The sequence below is a fragment of the Leptolyngbya sp. FACHB-541 genome (genome assembly GCF_014695875.1).
In the GTDB taxonomy this organism is placed as follows: domain Bacteria; phylum Cyanobacteriota; class Cyanobacteriia; order Elainellales; family Elainellaceae; genus JAAUTN01.
Genome location: NZ_JACJPC010000065.1, coordinates 138673 through 156820, shown reverse-complemented (window position 1 = coordinate 156820; position 18148 = coordinate 138673). Strand labels below are relative to the sequence as shown.

16 protein-coding genes and 3 pseudogenes are annotated in these 18148 nt (G+C 46.8%); 15 read left to right on the top strand and 4 right to left on the bottom strand.

The window, feature by feature from the left end; genetic code table 11:
- The first annotated feature begins 24 nt into the window (after positions 1–24).
- The gene (locus tag H6G00_RS14825) at positions 25–372 is read left to right on the top strand and encodes a hypothetical protein (RefSeq protein ID WP_190797330.1); all 348 of its coding nucleotides are present in this window, start codon (positions 25–27) and stop codon (positions 370–372) included.
- A 103-nt stretch (positions 373–475) separates the two neighbouring features.
- Here the strand turns inward: H6G00_RS14825 and H6G00_RS14820 are convergent, their stop codons facing one another.
- Genes H6G00_RS14820 through H6G00_RS14810 form a run of 3 tightly spaced genes read right to left on the bottom strand, consistent with a single transcriptional unit; the run spans position 476 to position 2292 of the window.
- Complete coding sequence (locus tag H6G00_RS14820; RefSeq protein WP_190797329.1) at positions 476–1345, bottom strand: alpha/beta hydrolase; 870 nt, start codon at positions 1343–1345, stop codon at positions 476–478.
- A 32-nt stretch (positions 1346–1377) separates the two neighbouring features.
- Positions 1378–1653 (bottom strand): hypothetical protein, encoded by a 276-nt coding sequence (locus tag H6G00_RS14815; RefSeq protein WP_190797328.1) that lies wholly within the window; start codon positions 1651–1653, stop codon positions 1378–1380.
- 54 nt (positions 1654–1707) lie between these two features.
- On the bottom strand, positions 1708–2292 hold the full coding sequence (locus H6G00_RS14810) for a DsbA family protein (RefSeq protein ID WP_190797327.1): 585 nt from the start codon (positions 2290–2292) through the stop codon (positions 1708–1710).
- A gap of 986 nt (positions 2293–3278) precedes the next feature.
- On the opposite strand from H6G00_RS14810, the gene H6G00_RS14805 reads away from it, so the two are divergent.
- The 4 genes and pseudogenes from H6G00_RS14805 to H6G00_RS36665 all read left to right on the top strand — a co-directional run.
- Positions 3279–3731, top strand: a complete 453-nt coding sequence (locus H6G00_RS14805; RefSeq protein WP_190797326.1) for a hypothetical protein — start codon at positions 3279–3281, stop codon at positions 3729–3731.
- Between the two features lie 106 nt (positions 3732–3837).
- On the top strand, positions 3838–4320 hold the full coding sequence (locus tag H6G00_RS14800) for a cupin domain-containing protein (protein ID WP_190797325.1): 483 nt from the start codon (positions 3838–3840) through the stop codon (positions 4318–4320).
- 176 nt (positions 4321–4496) lie between these two features.
- On the top strand, positions 4497–5342 hold the full coding sequence (locus tag H6G00_RS14795; RefSeq protein WP_190797324.1) for an alpha/beta fold hydrolase: 846 nt from the start codon (positions 4497–4499) through the stop codon (positions 5340–5342).
- An 11-nt stretch (positions 5343–5353) separates the two neighbouring features.
- Positions 5354–5551 (top strand): annotated as a pseudogene (locus tag H6G00_RS36665) (aminoglycoside nucleotidyltransferase); the annotation flags it as partial.
- A 103-nt stretch (positions 5552–5654) separates the two neighbouring features.
- Here H6G00_RS36665 and H6G00_RS14785 read toward each other — a convergent pair.
- The gene (locus H6G00_RS14785; protein WP_190797323.1) at positions 5655–6563 is read right to left on the bottom strand and encodes an SDR family oxidoreductase; all 909 of its coding nucleotides are present in this window, start codon (positions 6561–6563) and stop codon (positions 5655–5657) included.
- A 110-nt stretch (positions 6564–6673) separates the two neighbouring features.
- On the opposite strand from H6G00_RS14785, the gene H6G00_RS14780 reads away from it, so the two are divergent.
- The 10 genes and pseudogenes from H6G00_RS14780 to H6G00_RS14740 all read left to right on the top strand — a co-directional run bounded on the left by H6G00_RS14780 (position 6674) and on the right by H6G00_RS14740 (position 18133).
- Entirely contained in the window at positions 6674–7639 is a 966-nt protein-coding gene (locus H6G00_RS14780; RefSeq protein WP_190797322.1) for a YafY family protein, read from the top strand.
- Between the two features lie 266 nt (positions 7640–7905).
- Positions 7906–8901 carry a hypothetical protein gene (locus tag H6G00_RS14775; RefSeq protein WP_199318492.1) on the top strand — a complete coding sequence of 332 codons (996 nt, stop codon included), beginning with the start codon at positions 7906–7908 and terminating at the stop codon, positions 8899–8901.
- A gap of 57 nt (positions 8902–8958) precedes the next feature.
- On the top strand, positions 8959–9522 hold the full coding sequence (locus H6G00_RS14770; RefSeq protein ID WP_190646013.1) for a GNAT family N-acetyltransferase: 564 nt from the start codon (positions 8959–8961) through the stop codon (positions 9520–9522).
- A 46-nt stretch (positions 9523–9568) separates the two neighbouring features.
- A pseudogene (locus tag H6G00_RS14765) lies at positions 9569–9925 on the top strand (FAD-dependent monooxygenase); the annotation flags it as partial.
- 23 nt (positions 9926–9948) lie between these two features.
- Entirely contained in the window at positions 9949–10461 is a 513-nt protein-coding gene (locus H6G00_RS14760) for a serine hydrolase domain-containing protein (protein ID WP_190797319.1), read from the top strand.
- Positions 10442–10927 carry a hypothetical protein gene (locus H6G00_RS14755; RefSeq protein ID WP_190797318.1) on the top strand — a complete coding sequence of 162 codons (486 nt, stop codon included), beginning with the start codon at positions 10442–10444 and terminating at the stop codon, positions 10925–10927. Before H6G00_RS14760 ends, H6G00_RS14755 begins: the two co-directional genes overlap by 20 nt.
- A gap of 30 nt (positions 10928–10957) precedes the next feature.
- Positions 10958–11113 (top strand): hypothetical protein, encoded by a 156-nt coding sequence (locus tag H6G00_RS14750; protein ID WP_190797317.1) that lies wholly within the window; start codon positions 10958–10960, stop codon positions 11111–11113.
- 226 nt (positions 11114–11339) lie between these two features.
- Positions 11340–12107 carry a carbonic anhydrase gene (locus H6G00_RS14745; protein WP_190797316.1) on the top strand — a complete coding sequence of 256 codons (768 nt, stop codon included), beginning with the start codon at positions 11340–11342 and terminating at the stop codon, positions 12105–12107.
- Between the two features lie 740 nt (positions 12108–12847).
- A pseudogene (locus H6G00_RS35390) lies at positions 12848–13038 on the top strand (DDE-type integrase/transposase/recombinase); the annotation flags it as partial.
- A gap of 598 nt (positions 13039–13636) precedes the next feature.
- Positions 13637–18133: a filamentous hemagglutinin N-terminal domain-containing protein gene (locus H6G00_RS14740; protein WP_190797315.1), complete on the top strand. Its 4497-nt coding sequence runs from the start codon at positions 13637–13639 to the stop codon at positions 18131–18133.
- Positions 18134–18148 lie beyond the last annotated feature (15 nt).

Sequence of the window (18148 nt, the reverse complement as noted above, 5' to 3'; positions counted from 1 at the left end):
ACGCTACACCCATACTTTAAAGTCATGTTCAAACTATCCGCTAAATTCTTTGCTGCACTAGCTACTCTCGTGGCATTAGTCCTGATCAGTTTGCAGTCTGTTCAAGCACGGTCTGTTTTATCTGAAACGCCGGATATAGATGCTCTGAATCAATCAACACTTGTTGCAACCGCTCCGGCACCCCCCGACCTAGTTCCTGCTGTACTAGGAGGTAGACCTGTTTATGTGCTGTACGTGACCCAATCTGCAGATACTGTTTTGATCCGTTGTTACCCTGGCTATGAACCTACGATTACAGTTCGGGCAATGGGCAGTAACCCTAATGCTGATACTCAGAGGGAAGGAGTCATGACCTGTCGTCCTTCTGCATAAAAACTATCCCAAGGATTGCACGAGCGATTGTTCACGCTGAATCACTGCCACTACATCAACCGCAGATGATGTAGTGGTCGGGATAGCTATTTGTGCGATTTTGTTAGGCAGGAATGGATTGCAGTCGTGATGTGAGAAATTGACGTATGTAATTGGCGATTGCCTCTCCTTCCTCTTCCAACGCAAAGTGTCCGGTATTAAGCAGATGAAACTCAACGTCTTTCAGGTCACGCTGGTAGGGATAAGCGCCTTCGGCAGGAAAGATGTCGTCGTTCTGACCCCAAACAATCAAGGTAGGAGGTTGATGATTGCGGAAATACTCCTGCCATTGTGGATAGAGCGGTGGATTCGTTCTGTAGTCATAAAACAGTGCTAGCTGAATCTCTTCATTTCCTGGACGATCGAGAAAGAATTGATCCATCGTCCAGGTGTCAGGACTGATTGCTTCTGGATTACTAACACCGTTGGTATACTGCCACTTTGTTGTTTCCAAGGTGAAAGATTGTTTCATCTTGTCAGTATTTTCAGGAGAAGGGTTTCGCCAGTATTCCTTAATCGGGTCCGTGAACTTGCCAAATCCTTCCTCGTAGGCATTCCCGTTCTGAACAATTAATGCTTCTACCTGCTCTGGATGTTTAACTGCAATGCGGTAGCCAACGGGAGCACCATAATCCATCACATAAAGACTATATTTCTGGACGGCGATCGCATCGAGAAATTTATCGATGATCTCAGCCAGATGATCAAATGTGTAATCAAACTCATCTACAGTTGGCATCGAACTGTTGCCGAAGCCCGGATAATCGGGGGCAACTAAATGAAACTGATCAGCAAGCGTAGGGATCAGATTGCGAAACATATGTGATGAAGCCGGAAATCCGTGCAACAGCAGAATTGTTGGATTATCACGAGAACCTGCTTCGCGGTAAAAAATATCTAAACCATCGATCGCAACCGTGCGATAGGTCGTCATGAATTACTCCTTAAGTCTGGAATCGACGATGCTTATGACAAGTCTTCTAGATGAGATGGCTTTGGAAAAGTTGGCTCAGGTTCAAATGACTTGGTTTCCTCGCCAAGGACATCGTGTGAAATTTCTTGCTGAAGTAAGTCGCTCGAATTTTTTAAGCCACCAGAAATACCGGCAAGCTCTTCGTTGCTAAGTTGTGCCTCATCCATGACTCCACCGATGGATGCTTCGTCTTCATAACGAGATTCTTCTTTTCCTTCAATATTCTGACTGGGATGCTTCTGATTGAATTTATCTTGATGTTGGGTCATAATTTCTCACCGAACAATGGAGTGGTCATCAACAATTAAAACGCGAATAGCTTGTCATGGAGAATTGTTAGATTTGGCGATCGCAGCCAATAGCGGTTCAAGTTCTAGAGCGTTTCTATAACGAACACCATTAATAAACAGAGCCGGAGTGCTGAGCACGCCACTGTGCTTTCCACTCGTGACATCTCGACTGATGGAATCAGCATACACTTTTCTAACAATGTCACGAACAAACTGAGTCACATCAAGCCCTAAATTGTGAGCATACTCCGCTAGATGACCATCGCTCAAAGCTAGCTGATGCTGCAGTAAAACTTTGTGCATCTGCCAGAATTGCTCTTGTGCTGCCGCTGCTTCTGCTGCTGCCGCTGCCTTTTGAGCGTATGGATGAATTTGGGGCTGAGGAAAATGCCTGAATATATAGCAGAGATTATTTTGTTGAGAACAGGCTGCATTGAGATGGTTTTGGATGGTCTGAATTAAAGCATGAAGTTTTCCACATTGAGGACACTGATAATCTCCGTATTCAACAAGTACAACTTTGGCCTTGAGCGATCCCTGAAGATGATCTTGTTCTGAGGGAGGTACACTTAATTGGTTGCGATCGCTAATTGTTTCAGTAAAAATATCGTGGCTCATTCTAAACCTCTGAAGAAAAATAAATTCCTGTACTAGAGGCACTGTGAAATCGCTTCTCTTCAATCTTGGATAGCAGTTTGTAGTATTCACTATAGGAAACAAGTCCAAATCCGTCGTCAACTTAGAGTTTGCACTTTAAGTAACAGAACGATTGCTAATCAGGCAATCTAAAGTATTGGAACAAGGTGAACTTAAGTTCACTTGATTGTCAAACTTGAGTTAGTGCGATCGCCTTTTTATTAGTGGAGTGTTAAAAGATGTTTTAGACCTGATGAGTCTTGATCCTCTCGATCATTAGCCTGACCCTGAAACTTGAATTACAGATTTTACTAGGAGATTTGGGTAGCAAGGATAAGTATCAGGACCACACACGGTCGAAATCGTTCCTTTAACCAAAACCAGAGAACCAACATAAGTCTTAATCAGATCGCCCTCTAGATAAAATCGATCAATTGCAGTCGATTCAACAAAATAGCCATTGGGAGGATTACCAGTGGCACTTGGAGCACTGGGTTGTGATTGAAACCTCAAAACTCCACGAACTTCGAGAGTCGCTGGTGGAAATAAGTAAGCTCGGACAAACCAATAGGTTCCTATGCAAATGAGTAACCCTGCAATGAAACTAATACACACAGCCATTAATAAAGATACAGCACGGTTCATACAAAGCTACTAGATGATTGTTGATGTCTCATTCTATAAATCTGGTTGTGTACATGAAAAGTCTTGTTTCGATTGTAGTCACTTTTGCGCGGCTCACTCTGGCTTTTGAAAGCTGGTCGCAAGATTTTGATAGTATGGCAGGAAGCAGATAGCCAGATTTAGACAATTTCTCTACTCTAGAAAAGTTGTAAGAATGGGCGTAGTATGGAAAAAATGATGTTGAGCAAATTTCCTTACGTGAATCATTTTATTTAGATAAATTAAAGCAAATCCACGACCTGAAAAGCGATCGCCTCAATCTGCTCAATTGAGAGTGTGAAACAATGTTTAACCTTTCTTGGCACCAGGTATTTCTTGCTACTGCTTGTTTCGCCAGTCTAGCCTCGTGCAATGCTTCTACAAGTGATGCAGAACTGAAGTCCCTGGAGGCTAGACTCGCTGAGTCAGAGGCTGAAGTAGCAAGATTGAAAATTGAAATGGCAACTTTGCAAAGTCGCCAGGTGGGTATCATTTGTGCAGAAGGTGATGATGCATTACTCATGCAATCAGGTGATTTATCAGCTGTACTAGGAGTTGGCGAGACAGATGTGTTTTATCCACAGCCCTATGCGTCTCCACCTGAGTTGATACTGCCTGTTGAGCTTAGTCATATTGGGGCAAAACTGCTAGAGCAACGTGCCAACGGATATCGTATTTCCTTAACTCGCTTTCCCGCTCCAGGGATTCGCTCACTGAAATGGCAAGCTAGGGGAGTTGCGGCTTCATCCTGCGACTGAGTGCGATCGCATTCATCTCGTCAGCACACAAACCAACGTTGGAGTACGGTAGGGCATACCAACTTATGAGTGAGCTGTACTAATCAGTTTTCGGAGAAAAGTTAGCATGACAGATCAACACCCTTTGCTTCTCCAATCCAAACAAATTGTTGAAAATTTGCAAAACTTCTCACATCCCTGGAACCCAAACTCCGAGCTGGCAGGAATGCAGTTAGGCAAAACGGTTGGGCTACAGCGCACAGGAGTGAACTTCATTAAAGTACCTCCCGGCAAAGAATCATTTATCTATCATTCCCATCATCGGGAAGAAGAATGGATTTATGTCCTATCGGGTGATGGTGTCGCAGAAATTGATGGGTCAGAATTTGAGGTGAGTGCTGGAGATTTTATGGGATTTCCTACCCCTTCAGTGGCTCACCATCTCAGGAATACAGGGACTCAAGACCTCGTGTATCTGGCAGGAGGAGAGAACCTGGATGTTGAGATTGCTGAGTTTCCTCGCTTGGGAAAACGGATGATTCGGCGTGAAGAAGCGGTCGAAATCTATGATTTCTCAGATGCCAAGCCCTTTGAACCATTGGAACCATGACAATAGACATTAACTGGAGTTCCGATGGAGACATAGCTTGAACTTTGCAGTGTTCATCATGTAATTCCTTGAAGAACGATTGCGAATTTAGAAGCGATCGCCAGTCACAGCGAACTAAATATGCAGCACCCGTTCAATGAACTGGAGTTACAAAACCGAACTGAATAAGGCAACGTATGAAAAGCAAACAAATTAGCATCAACGGAGTTCACCTTTTTTCAGAATCGTTTGGTTCTCCGGACGATACTCCAATTTTGTTAATCATGGGAGCAACGGCTTCAGCGATCTGGTGGCCGGAAGCATTCTGCCGTCAGTTGGCTGCTGTGGGACGATATGTGATTCGTTATGATCACCGAGATACTGGATGCTCAACCAGCTACGAGCCAGGACAGATCAACTATTCCGTTGAAGATCTGGCAGATGATGCGTTTGGGGTACTCGATGGCTATGGTCTTCAGAGTGCTCATTTAGTTGGGATGTCACTGGGAGGCTATCTCAGTCAACTCATGGCGCTTAAGCATCCTCAACGCATCAAAAGTTTAACCTTAATTGCCTCAGAACGGTTGGCTGAGGCAGACTCCACCATGCCTGGAAATGATCCGTCTGTCCTCAGCTATCATGCAAAAGCCAGTGAACTCGATTGGACGAACCGTGAGGCAGTGATTGAATACCAGGTTGAGGCATGGCGGTTGCTCTCCGGCTCAGCCCATCCCTTTGATGAATCAGCTATACGTGAATTGGTGAGTGCTGATTTTGATCGCACACCCAATCCAACAACCGCTTTTAACCATGCTCTGCTTCAGGGAGGAGAGAAATGGCTGAACCGTCTCGCCGCGATCGCTGCTCCAACACTGATTATTCACGGTACAGAAGATCCTGTGCTGCCCTATGCTCATGCTTTGGCATTAAAAGCAGAGATTCCTAACGCTGAATTACTCACGTTGCCTGCGACAGGACATGAGCTGCATCGTGATGATTGGTTCATCATGATTGAGGCGATACAACGACACACCGCACGTTAGGGCCTACGGGAAGTCTTGGCGGCAAATTGCTTCGCTGCACAAGCTGGGAAGCCATCCTCTGGGATTATTTTTACTACATTGAAGAGGTTCCACAAAATGAGTGGCGAGCAAAAGACTTTTCTAGTTTTGCGCTTGCCAAAGCGTCATTTGGTGAGACCGCAACCCAAAACTTGCATGAGCAATTTAAACGGAAGTATATAGTGAAATAACTGTGTTTTGCAGAGGTGATCAAGGGAAGTTGTATGTAGGGCACGAACTGCATTTCAAGTCTGGTTAAAGTCTCTTTAATTGCTCCAAATTAAATGGTTAACCTTACCTGTATCCAGTCGCATCAGCAGGTTTACCCATCTCTGTCACCTCCTGGATATAACGCCAAGCATCCGGTTGAGAACCATCCAGATCCGTAAAACCATAAACTTTTGCGAGTTGCCCACTGGAAAGAGACTTACCATTCCAACGAGCCACCTCTGGATCACCAGCAAGATGGGCAACGGCACGTCCCACATAGCGGGGGGTTTCGGCAATGATGAAATGTGGTTCCTTTGCTGTAGCATCCTGCCAATTGGCTTCACTCACGCCAAAATGATCTAGCATCATCTCTGATCGTAACCAGCCTGGAGTCAGGCACACTGCCGTGCAGTGATGGGGTTTAAGCTCCTGTGCTAGTCCCCACGCCATCCGAATGATTGAATTCTTGGCAAGATCATACATTAGTGCTTGCCGATAGTGCTGATTATTGTAATCTGCCGTTCCATCAGTGAGTTCAACCACTAATCCTCCGGGCTTTTGAATCAGTAGCGGCAGGGCAAAGTGACTGGTAATCAGATGAGTATCGATCGCCAATCGTAACAAACGTAGGCCCCGCTCCAAATCAACCTCCCAGACGGGCTTATCAAATTCTGCGAAATGTTCTGCTCCGATATCGTTGATCAGAATGTCTAACTGTCCTTGCTCTCGTTCAACACGAGTTACGAGCGATCGCACCTGCTCTAGATCTAGATGATCCACTTGAACTGCAATCCCTTGTCCACCCGCCTGAGTCACTAGCTCTGCGGTTTCTTCAATGGTTTCTGGGCGGTTGTAGTCTGACTGTTGTGTACGAGTTGTGCGTCCAGTCACATAAACCGTTGCTCCGGCTGCACCCAGTTCTGTCGCAATGCCCCGTCCTGCACCGCGCGTACCTCCTGCAACGATCGCAATCTTATCTTTTAATGGCTGCATCATGACCTCTCAAAAGCGTTCTAGCTAACAGCATAAAGGCGACTTCCTGACACCCTTTGTCATATTTCAGCAGTAGTGTAGAGGAAGTTGCGAGGGTTCTAAAAATCGTTATGCGTGCCGATCGACTCCTCTCCATTCTGATGTTGTTGCAGGTTTATTCTCGGTTAACCACACGAGAGTTGGCAGAGCGGCTGGAAGTATCTGAGCGCACTATTCACCGCGATATGGATGCCCTCAGCAGTTCAGGGGTTCCGGTGGTGGCAGAACGCGGTAAGGGCGGCGGATGGGGCTTACTGGAGGACTATCAAACCACCCTGACCGGACTCAACCTGGCAGAAATTCAAGCACTATTTTTGCCAAAACCGACTCATGTGCTAGCAGATTTAGGTTGGAACCAGGCGTTTGAAGCCGCACTACTCAAACTTCTGGCAGCATTGCCTGCTGCTAATCGTCAGCAGGCAGAAGTGGTGAGTCAGCGCATTCATGTTGACCCAACCGGATGGCATCATTGGAACGAAGAGATGTCAGCATTTCCGGTTCTGCAAGCCGCAATTTGGCAAGAGCAGCAAGTCTTTTTGAGCTATGAGCGTAGCAATGGTAAGCGGGTTGAACGATTGGTTAACCCTTTGGGACTGGTTGCCAAAGGCAGTGTTTGGTACTTAGTGGCAGGCGTAGAGGGAGACGTGCGTTCTTACCGTATTTCACGAGTGCAGAATGCTGTACTGATGGATGCTCACTGTGTTCGTCCAATTGGGTTCGACTTAGCTGACTATTGGCAGCGATCAATGGTAGAGTTCAAAGCGAATCTACCGTACTATGGCGTGACGGTGCGGGTCGCGCCAGAAGCAATGTCCTGGTTGCGCTACGCCGGATACTTTGCTCGCATCGAAATGATTGATGCACCTGATGCCGATGGTTGGATTCCTGTCTCATTACGATTTGACATTGAGAAAGCGGCTTGTGCTTATGTATTGGGGTTTGGTGCACAGATGGAAGTTATTGAACCTTTAGAATTGCGCGATCGCATTGTGCAAGCAGCTAAGGAGACGATCGCACTTTACACAGATGTTGAATGAACCTCTTCAAAGATGCTGTGTTTGAATGCAAGAATGGCACAGTTTGAGCAATGATGGAAAGGTCTTTGAACCCGATTGGTCGCTACACTACGGATAGAACTATTGCTCGACCTACATGAGGCGTTTAGGACGTGCCTAGAAACTCTTTAGAACTTAGAAGACAGAAATATTTCGAGATTAGTTCAAAACTTACCCAGTTAGGTGATAGAGAACTACGTTCTTTGCTTGACCAAAGTGCATCAAATGAATCAAGCACAGGTTGGGGGATGAATCACATCATTATCTTTGAACAATCTAAAGTCTTCGTGAAACGGGTTCCAGTTACAGATCTTGAATATAACAACCTTTTTTCTACTAAAAATCTTTATGATCTTCCGCCCACTTATAACTATGGCTTTGGTTCTACTGGGTTAGGGGTTTTCCGTGAACTTGTGACTCATCTCAAAACAACTCATTGGGTATTAGAAGGTGCGATCGCCTCCAGCAGTGACGCTCACGCAACATTTCCGTTAATGTACCATTATCGAATTGTTTCTTCCACTGGAGAGCGTGCAGATTTAGAGATTGATGTAGAGCACTGGGGCAATCATATCAACGTCAAGAAATATGTGTTAGATAGGTCAAATGCTCAGCATGAATTGGTTCTATTTCTAGAGTACGTTCCTCATGTGCTAGAAACATGGTTGCAAGAAAACCCTAGCAAGCTTCGGCAATCTCTCAATGACTTGTGGAGGGCGATCGCTTTCTTGAGAACGAAGGGCATCATCCATTTCGACGCACATTTTCGCAATGTTCTCACTGATGGCGAACAAACTTATTTAACCGATTTTGGTCTAGCTTTGGACAAGAGTTTTGCACTGACGGAAGAGGAAGAAAATTTCTTTGAGCAAAACACTTTTTATGATTACGGGGAAGTCCTGCGAAATTTAGGACATCCAATTCGCTGGGCATTTGATTCATGCTCAGACAATAGCAAACGCAAGATAATGGAGAAATATGGCATAAACGAGGGTCTACAACCTTACCAAGTGGGAGCCATACTACTCAACAACATCAAACAGATTCATGTGGATGAGGATCTGAATCTAGATCAGTTTTATGTGGATAGCGTTGTTAAATATCACAGCATTGTCGTGTTGATGCAAAACTTCTTTTCTACAATGTGGAGCAATCCTAAAAAAGACACAGAGTTACCTCACAAAAAACTACAACAGTTGCTGAATGAGACGGGCTTTCTTTCTAGCCCTGATGGAGAAACGTAAACATAAGTTACTACACCGAGTAACTACACTGAGCAATAAGAGGGCAGAGTACTGCTCATGGAGATTATTACCAAGAGATTTATTCTGCGTGATTTTGTTCAAGAGGATGAGCCTGCATTTCTTGCCTATCATGCTGAGCCTCGATATGCCGAATTTTGTTCAGCAGAAGAATCGACACCAGAGTTTATTCAAGAACTGTTTCAACGGTTCAGACAGTGGGCAACCGAAATTCCTCGACGCAATTACCAGTTAGCGATCGTCGATCACCGGACTCTAGAGTTAGTTGGCTGCGGCGGTTTGCGACAGAATGGCTATGGCTCCGAACAAGCAGAACTGGGAATTGAACTGGCACCTCAATTTTGGGGACGTTATGCCTACGCGATTGAGATCGGTAAGGCGTTAATTGACTTTGGGTTTCGCGATTTGGGGCTAAAAGAAATCATCGGTATTTCTGTGAGCGCTAACCTGAGGGTATCCCGACTAGCAAAACGTTACGGATTCGTTGAGATTGGTATACAACCCAGTCCTGATTGGATGAATGTGCGAGGATGGAATCAGATTGAGTGGCAGCTTACAAGAGAATCGTGGGAGCATTTATTTCCTTCGCCAAGGCTCTGTTAATTGAGCTTTGTAGAAGAGGGAGCAAAACATCCCGAGGAGGTTCGCGATGTCAATCCATTCCAGTTCACCTCAAACTGAGCCAGTTTCCCAGACTCATGAAATAGCAGATGTACAGGAAGTAGACTGCTGCATTATCGGAGGTGACCCAGCAGGCGCAGTTCTATCATTACTTCTAGCTCGTCAAGGCATTGCCGTAACGCTTTTGGAAGCCCATCGGGATTTCGATCGCGACTTTCGAGGAGATACCCTCCAACCCTCCGCAATGGAAATTATGGAGGAGATGGGTTTAGCAGATCGTCTCCTGGAATTGCCCCACACGAAGCTACGCAGCATTACCGTGAGAGCAAGTGATGGTAGTGTTATCTTCTCTCCGACCTTCACTCACCTTAAAACTCACTTCCCTAGTTGCTAAATCAGACCAGTGGATTGTCTGATCGTGGCTTTCCGGAGTCACTGCAACCTCAACCCACAACCAATGCAGAACGAGTAAACAGTTTGCACAAAGCCCATCCAGTTGCAGCTCCCGGAACTGAGTTTCACTATTTCAATCCTAACTATGATGTTTTGGCGAGAGTGGTGGAAGTGGTCAGCGGTCAACCCTTCTCAGACTATTTGCGATCGCACATCTTTGCGCCGCTTCAAATGTTACAGACCTTCCATGCAACGACAATGGCTGAAGCACAGCAACAAGCCAAACGTTTGGCATCGGGACATCTGATGACGTTTGCTGTCCTGTTTGCATATCCAGAGCTATCAGCCTACTTAGGTGGCAATGCGGGCATTATTTCTACTGCTGAGGACATGGCAAAGTATCTCATTCTGCAAAGTCACGAGGGGCAGTTTCAGAACACACAACTGCTAACTCCAAGCAGCATGTCCCTTATGCATACGCCTCCACAACAGCGGCTCTTCCCAATTTTTGGTGATCGAGGTTCTTGAGGTAGCCTTAAATCTAAAATCCACATCACTCAAGTTTGCGATCGCATCCATTTTCACCAAAAGTTGGGAAGAGCCACAACAGCTTGACAGTTCTTATGCAATGGGATGGTTTGCCACAACAGAAAATGGCAGGCAAGTTCTTCAGCATAATGGCATTCTGTCTACTTTCTATACTGATGCTGTTGTGTTGCCGAACGAAAAATATGGTATCGCTCTGCTCTATAACATCAGTGCTTTGTCACTGATCGCCTTCGCCCTGCCGCAAATCAAAACGGGATTGATTCAATTGCTCACTGATGGAACGTTTCCTTCAGGTGGTTTCAGCATTAATTCTTGGGGTATCAGTGTTGCAATTGTCACGGTCATCGGTATGGCGTTTGCGATTCGCAGCTTGCTTCACCTTTCCCAGTGGAGACGAAAGACCCACACGATGCCTAAATGGCAACTCATTTTGGGCATCGGATAAATGTTTTTCCCAGCGATAGTACTGCTGATAATGCCCTGGCTGTTAGGGATGGTGAGCGATCGCATCTTTGGCTACGACAAACTGTTCCGAGCGATGTTGGATGTCATGCTTTGGTTGAGCCTTTGTGCGGGATTGGGTTTTATCAATGGCACAATGCGTCTCTTCTACTCATTTAAGCAGGAATAAAAAACAGTGACGGTGCGATCGGGCCGTGTTGCACTAATGAAAACCATCGATTAAACTCAATGGTTCATTTCGCGAGAATTGATATTAATCTATGGTAAGCTGTTTCGAAACTCAATCAACCTCGATCGCACTCATTAGTACAGCAAGCTTCTACCATCTTGAGCGGCTGAGCTTGTTTTGCGGGGCGATCGAATTGTGATGGAGATCTACGCAGAGAGGGGAGAATATGAAGCAGAATTCAGATAAATCTTTGGTTTCAAGAAGAAACATTTTGCAATTGGGCAGTGCCTTCGTGGGTGCAACTTCGCTCACTGCTTGGTTAGGGTCTGGAGCGTTGGCTCGTACCGTTCAAAACCGAGCCGATCGAACTCAAGTGGCTCAAGCTTCGGGCAGTGCTCCGTATACGGCTTCATCCACTTTGACTCCCGATGAAGCAATAGCCAAGTTGATGGAAGGCAACCAGCGCTTTGTGACAAATAGACGGCTGAATCCGAATCAAGACAGCGTTCGCATTGCGCAGGTGGCAACTGGACAGGCTCCCTTTGTTGCGATTCTCGGTTGTGCGGATTCGCGGGTTGTTCCAGAAATCGTTTTTGATCAGGGCATTGGCGACCTCTTTGTGGTACGGGTTGCAGGCAATATTGCCATTACAGAGGACATTGCGAGTGAAGAGTTTGCCGTTGGTGTGCTGGGAGCACCATTACTCCTCGTCTTAGGACATGAACGCTGTGGTGCAGTCCAAGCTGCTCTAGAAGCTGGTACAGAACTTCCTGGTGTGATTGAGTCCCTCGTGTATGCCATCCGACCTGCCGTTGCAGCATCTGAAGGACAATCAGGCGATCGACTAACGAATGCGATCAAGGAGAATGTTCGACTTCAGGTGCAACGGCTACAAACCTCTTCAGTCATTGCCAACGCAGTAGAACAAGGCAAGCTTAAGGTGGTTGGAGCCTACTACGACCTTGATACAGGAGAGGTGAGCTTGGTGAGCTAGGCTCCTCTGGAGCCGTACTGTTAAAGTGCTTGTTCCGGTTCTGTCGCAAGAATTTTTAGGGACACTATGCTTAGGAAACCGATGCGGGATTCTAACAAACTTTTGTCCTTGATATAGAGTAGTCAATTTTTTTGCGACAGAACTACCATTTTGCAACACTACTAACTATTGAAGGTAACTGGTTCAGATAGTGAAGGTGAAATCAGAGTATTGAAATTTCTGGTCATTCCTTTTTCCCTGAAACGCTGTTTGTACCTCAAGCACGTCCAACTCCTGAGACTCCTCACCCAATCGTGGCAAGGAGTAGCAAATGGTGATCGTTTTAAAGAAACATCTTGTGGAACATCTAGAACACTACTTGAAATAAAAAAGGTTTCACTGTTGTTTTGTAGCTAATTTTTTGTAGCTAATTTATGGAAGTTACCAAAACTTACAGCCATTTTCGGATGGGTAAGCCTAGCGTAGGGGCGGTTCGTGAACTGCCCCTATAGCGGTCTGTGGTTTATACGAGTGAAAACGGCTGTAGTTCTATAAAACCAGTCAAGGCTATCAATTCAGGAGGTTATCCATACAAGGTGTTTTAATCCTGGTTTGTCCACGCTGGTTTTTTCGATTGGCTTTTTGCCGATCGCCCAAGCACAGCACACCTAGCCTCCACGGGTGATTACGGTGGACGAGGATACTGCTTACTCAACGGCAACGAGACTCTTAAGGAAGATGAGACGATTGGAAATAAGACCGAATTGAAGCAAAGCAAATATTTGAATAACCTCGTTGAGCAAGATCATTGAATCATTAACCGTGTTGTGAAGCGATGATGGGATTCAAGTCGTTTAATAGCGCGAGAAGAACTTCCAGTGGGATTGAAGCAATGAATATGGTCCGCAAGGGACGAGTTAGTGGAATTGCTCAAGGAGGTTTGCTGATCTGATGTATGAATTTCGTAGGGGCATGGCATTGCCATGCCCTACAGAGGAGATTGAGACCCGTGAATCATACCCGCATTCAGCAACGCCCTTAAGGAAGTAGAGTCTCTCAGCCAAGTTTATTTAAGCACTCTTTGGAATTACGTTTCGAGTATCCAAACGATACAGATCGTTTGTCCTTAAACAGTTTTTGCGCCATAACACTCGTAACAGCATAGATAGCACATTCTCAACCACTCTTCTAATGGTGAGAAGTTTTGTAGCGATCGCTACACTACTACCTCAAATTGGGCTCTAAGTGGTATCAGAGTCATTTCAAACAAATGGGGTATTAGCACAATATAGATACTCCGACTTATAGAGTTATAACGCTTTATTAAGATATAGGTAGCCTAAATCGAATTTAATTGAGCAATAAACCCAATGTCAGCTTAACTTAAGAGTCAACTTAATGAACTTAAGTGGTAAGAAATGAAGAAATGTTGAAAAATAAATACGATAATAAAAAACGGAAATTTGAGAAGGAGCTGTGGAGTCCCTATCCGTTAAATATTGACTGAAGGCAAGTCAGCCAGAAAATAATGGCTGAATCGGGATAACTGTATGGCGTTTAGGAGAGGATTAGCCACGGATAGCGCGATCGCACTTATGCAACAAGACTGTCTATACCAAATTATTCAATTCTGGGGACGAAACTGGATGAGTAAGTGGCATCTGAATATATGGGTTTTGCTGACCAGTGCTGTAGCAGTATTAGGTTGGGTGCAACCCAGTGTTGCAGAGGTCATTCCTGATGTTACTCTGCCTACGGGGGAGCGATCGCAAGTTACAGGCAACCCCAATTTTCAGATTGATGGTGGAGCAAGGCGAGGGGGAAATCTATTCCACAGTTTTAGCCAGTTTTCGGTGCCTACTGACGGTTCTGCCTTCTTTAATAATGCTGCCGGTATCCAAAACATTTTCAGCCGCATTACGGGTGGGTCAGTCTCAGAGATTGATGGCGTGATTCGAGCGAATGGGACTGCTAACCTATTTTTGCTCAATCCCAATGGCATTCTGTTTGGGCCGAATGCGGCACTTAATATTGGTGGCTCATTCGTTGCTACGACTGCGGATGCGATCGGCTTTCCCAATGGGGAAGTGTTCAGCAGCGATATAGCTCAACCCCTGCCCAATCAATTGCTCAGCATTAATCCCAATGCGCTCTTCTTCAACCAACCCACTCCACAGCCTATTGTTAACCAATCCATCTTTAACGAGCAGGGTTTACAAGTTCTTCCTAGACAGAATCTATTGCTAGTTGGAGGAGAAATTCAACTAGATAGCGGGCGGCTGATTAGCCCAGGAAGCCATGTCGAATTAGGAAGTGTTGGTGAGGTGGGAATTGTTGGGTTATCCACGGTGCGCGAGAATTGGCGATTAAATATACCCGATGAAGTAACCAGAGCGGATGTTTTCTTAAGAAATGGTAGTCCTGATGTTAGTGTCGAAGGAGACAGTGGTAGCAGTATCAGAATCCTTGCCCAAAACATTGAGGTTTTTGGAGGGTCACTTCGAGTTGGAGTTCTAAGAGATACAGGATCTCCCAATGCTCCAACTGGGGATCTTGAGCTAAATGCAACTGGCTCGATCACAATTTCCAACACTCCCGTAACCAACATCTTGGCTGGACAGGGAAATACCGGCAGCATCTATCTCACAGCGGGCGATCGCATCACGATTCTGGGAAATAGGTTACTCAGCACAGCCGAACCTGGCAGTAGTGGCAATACGGGAAATATAACAATCTCAGCGGGAACAATCTTGTTCGACGGTACACTTTTAATTTCCAATACCTCTCAGCAAACGGATGCAAGTGATATCTTCATCAACGCTCGCGATCGCGTCTTGTTCAACAACAGTTTTGTATACAATACCGTAGAACCAACGGGCACCGGCAACGGTGGCAACATCAATATCAACACAGGGTCTCTTGCTCTTACCGAGAACGCTCAACTCATTCTATTCACAGCAGGGAGAGGAGACGTTGGCAATCTTAATATCAATGCCCGTGATACCGTTCTTTCAGAGGACAGTGCTGTATTCAATTATGTGGAACCAACGGGTATTGGCAACGGTGGTGACATTAACATTACTACGGAGTCACTTGCTTTTACAGAAAACGCTAGGATGCTGTTATCTACGCTAGGGCAAGGGGATAGTGGCAGTGTCAATATCAATGCTCGCGACACCGTCTTGATGGAGGGTGGACAGATATCCAACACGGTGGGCTCAACTGCTATCGGTAATGCTGGCGGTATCAATATCACGACGGGGGCACTCACTCTCACCAATGGGGCTCAAATGGTTGCTGGAACTTCTGGACAGGGGAATGCCAGCAACATTACCATCAATGCGCGCGATCGCGTTTCCCTGGATGGTGAGTCTTCCGATGGCACCATTGCAAGCACTATTTTTACACGAGTGGAGCCAGGAGCGGTGGGGCAGGGAGGGGCGGTAAATATCACAACTGGCTCACTGTTTCTGACCAATGGAGGGGCAATCAATACTGCAAATGTTGGTGGAACGGGTAACTCAGGTCGCGTCACTATCGAGGCTCGTAACGCTATACAGATTCGTGGTACAGCCCCCGTTCAGACTACCAACCGCAGTGGAATATTCACCTCAGCAACGGAAGGATCAACGGGCAACGGAGGAGATGTCATCATCACCACAGGCTCACTTTCCGTTTCTGATCGGGGAAGGATTATTACCAATGCTGAGGGACAAGGCAGGGCTGGAAACATCCGAATTCAGGCAAGGGATACCGTTTCCTTTAATGGTGGAGATGCTGTCAGCACACTGGATCGAGATGCCACTGGTAGAGGCGGTGATATTGGTATTGCTGCGCGATCGCTCACTCTGCTCAATGGTGCTCAACTGTCTACCAGCACTAGGGGACGCGGTGATGCTGGGAATGTAACGGTTGATGCTCGTGATACCGTTCTTCTGGATGGAGCAAATCGCGTATCCGCCAGTGCGATTAACACTCGTGTAGACGCTGGAGCCATCGGAATCGGAGGGCAAATCGAGATCACAGCAGACTCAGTTTCATTGATCAATGGAGCACAATTGGCGACGACTACGTTAGGTCAGGGGCGAGCCGGAAATATCTCAATTAACGCTAGAGAGCGGGTAGCCATTTCTGGAACAGATGCAAACTACACCAGTCGTGTTCCTCAACCTGATGATGAGATTGATGCGATTAGTGCAGGTCCAGCCAGTGGGCTATATGCCAATACAGAACCAAACTCGATCGGGCGCGGAGGAAGTATTCGGATAGCGACGGGCGAACTAACCGTTGAAGCGGGTGGGCGATTGGCTGCCAGTACGTCTGGACGAGGGGATGCAGGCAATATTCGAGTTCGGGCAACTGATGCAGTGATGCTCTCCGGCACCAGTTCCTTTGGATTTTCCAGCGGCTTGCTCACCAATACAGAGAACACGTCAACGGGGCGGGGCGGGTCCATTCGTATCGATACTGATACCTTGCGGGTAGAGGAGGGAGCCGTCTTGAGTGCCCGCTCTTCCAGCGCCCAAAGAGGGGGTGAAATTATTGTGAATGCTGAAACTATTGATTTAACCGGGGGCGGACAACTACTCACCACTGCTTTTAGTAGCGGTCAAGCGGGAAGCATCACTGTGAATGCGGGCGATCGCCTCCACATCGCAGGCAGTGACTCTACCTTTGACGCTCGACTAGCTCGGTTTGGCAGAACTACGGTCGATCCGGTGAGTGCGGCTAGTGGACTGTTTACCAATACTGCAGTTAACTCTAGTGGTGCAGGCGGGGCGATCGCCCTTACCACTGGCTTTCTCTCATTGCTGAATGGCGGTCGTCTGGTCAGCAGCACTGCAGGACAAGGGGATGCCGGAGACATCACAGTAAACTCATCTAATCTGCGGCTCTCTGGTGCATCAAGTGGACTGTTCGCTCAGACAACCACCGATGCGAATGCAGGCAACTTGAGGATTCAGCCCCAGGGGGACGGGCAGAGCATAACAGTGCAGTTACAGGAAGGAGCACAAATTTCTGCTTCCACCTCTGGTGGCGGTCGAGGTGGAGCGCTGACCATTACGGCTCCAGAGTCTATCACGTTAACAGGTAATGGCTCCATCATCTCAGCCGAAACCAGCGGCAGGGGAGCAGGCGGTAACTTAAACCTGCAAACCGGAACGCTGAACATTCAAGATCAAGCAGAAGTGACGGTGAGTAGTTCAGGTCGGGGACGGGCAGGTTCCCTGTTTGTAGATGCAGGTCAGATCTTTCTCAATAATCAAGGACGTATTCGGGCGGACACGGCTGGTGGTGGGGGTAATATCAACTTGCGATCGCCCCTCATTCTCCTACGCAACGGTGGCAACATCACAACCAACGCCACTGGAAGTAACATTCCTGGCGGCAATATCGCAATCAATACTCAATTTCTAATTGCTGTGCCCAACGAGGATAGCAATATCAGCGCCAATTCGGAGAATTTTCGGGGTGGCAATATCAGCATCAACGCATCTGGTATTTTGGGTATCCAGCCGCGTCTTGCTCCTACCCCTTTAAGTGACATCACCGCTACAGGCGCAAATGCCGCTCTAGATGGAACGATTGCCCTCACCCTCACCGGAACTGATCCCACACCCGGTTTAGTTGAACTTCCCACTGACTTAGTAGACTCATCTCAGTTAATTGCTCAAGGCTGTCCCGCAGACGAGGGCAATTCATTCGTCATTAGTGGTCGAGGGGGTTTGCCCCCCAACCTCGAACAGCAACTAGACGATGACGCAGGTTGGCAGGATAGACGCAGGTTAACAGTAACTCAGCAAAGGGATGAGGGGGAAGGACGGGGAGACATAGAGACACGGGGACGTGGGGAATTTGTCGCAAACCCTCTCCACGTCCCCAATATCCCACTCACCGAAGCTACGGGATGGCAAACTACTTCCACTGGAGAGGTTCTCCTGATGGCTATCACTCCTGAGCCAGTCGTGCAGAACTCCTCCAATCAACCAGCCACTTGTTCACGTGGCAACACTGAAAGGAGTAACCCCAATCCACTGTTTCCCTGATACTTAAGTTTTGCC

What these genes read in the sequence shown, in the direction of transcription:
- H6G00_RS14825 (WP_190797330.1), top strand. Translation starts at nt 25, where the DNA reads ATGTTCAAACTATCCGCTAAATTCTTTGCTGCACTAGCTACTCTCGTG.
- H6G00_RS14820 (WP_190797329.1), bottom strand. Translation starts at nt 1,345, where the DNA reads ATGACGACCTATCGCACGGTTGCGATCGATGGTTTAGATATTTTTTAC.
- H6G00_RS14815 (WP_190797328.1), bottom strand. Translation starts at nt 1,653, where the DNA reads ATGACCCAACATCAAGATAAATTCAATCAGAAGCATCCCAGTCAGAAT.
- H6G00_RS14810 (WP_190797327.1), bottom strand. Translation starts at nt 2,292, where the DNA reads ATGAGCCACGATATTTTTACTGAAACAATTAGCGATCGCAACCAATTA.
- H6G00_RS14805 (WP_190797326.1), top strand. Translation starts at nt 3,279, where the DNA reads ATGTTTAACCTTTCTTGGCACCAGGTATTTCTTGCTACTGCTTGTTTC.
- H6G00_RS14800 (WP_190797325.1), top strand. Translation starts at nt 3,838, where the DNA reads ATGACAGATCAACACCCTTTGCTTCTCCAATCCAAACAAATTGTTGAA.
- H6G00_RS14795 (WP_190797324.1), top strand. Translation starts at nt 4,497, where the DNA reads ATGAAAAGCAAACAAATTAGCATCAACGGAGTTCACCTTTTTTCAGAA.
- H6G00_RS14785 (WP_190797323.1), bottom strand. Translation starts at nt 6,563, where the DNA reads ATGCAGCCATTAAAAGATAAGATTGCGATCGTTGCAGGAGGTACGCGC.
- H6G00_RS14780 (WP_190797322.1), top strand. Translation starts at nt 6,674, where the DNA reads ATGCGTGCCGATCGACTCCTCTCCATTCTGATGTTGTTGCAGGTTTAT.
- H6G00_RS14775 (WP_199318492.1), top strand. Translation starts at nt 7,906, where the DNA reads ATGAATCACATCATTATCTTTGAACAATCTAAAGTCTTCGTGAAACGG.
- H6G00_RS14770 (WP_190646013.1), top strand. Translation starts at nt 8,959, where the DNA reads ATGGAGATTATTACCAAGAGATTTATTCTGCGTGATTTTGTTCAAGAG.
- H6G00_RS14750 (WP_190797317.1), top strand. Translation starts at nt 10,958, where the DNA reads ATGCCCTGGCTGTTAGGGATGGTGAGCGATCGCATCTTTGGCTACGAC.
- H6G00_RS14745 (WP_190797316.1), top strand. Translation starts at nt 11,340, where the DNA reads ATGAAGCAGAATTCAGATAAATCTTTGGTTTCAAGAAGAAACATTTTG.
- H6G00_RS14740 (WP_190797315.1), top strand. Translation starts at nt 13,637, where the DNA reads ATGGCGTTTAGGAGAGGATTAGCCACGGATAGCGCGATCGCACTTATG.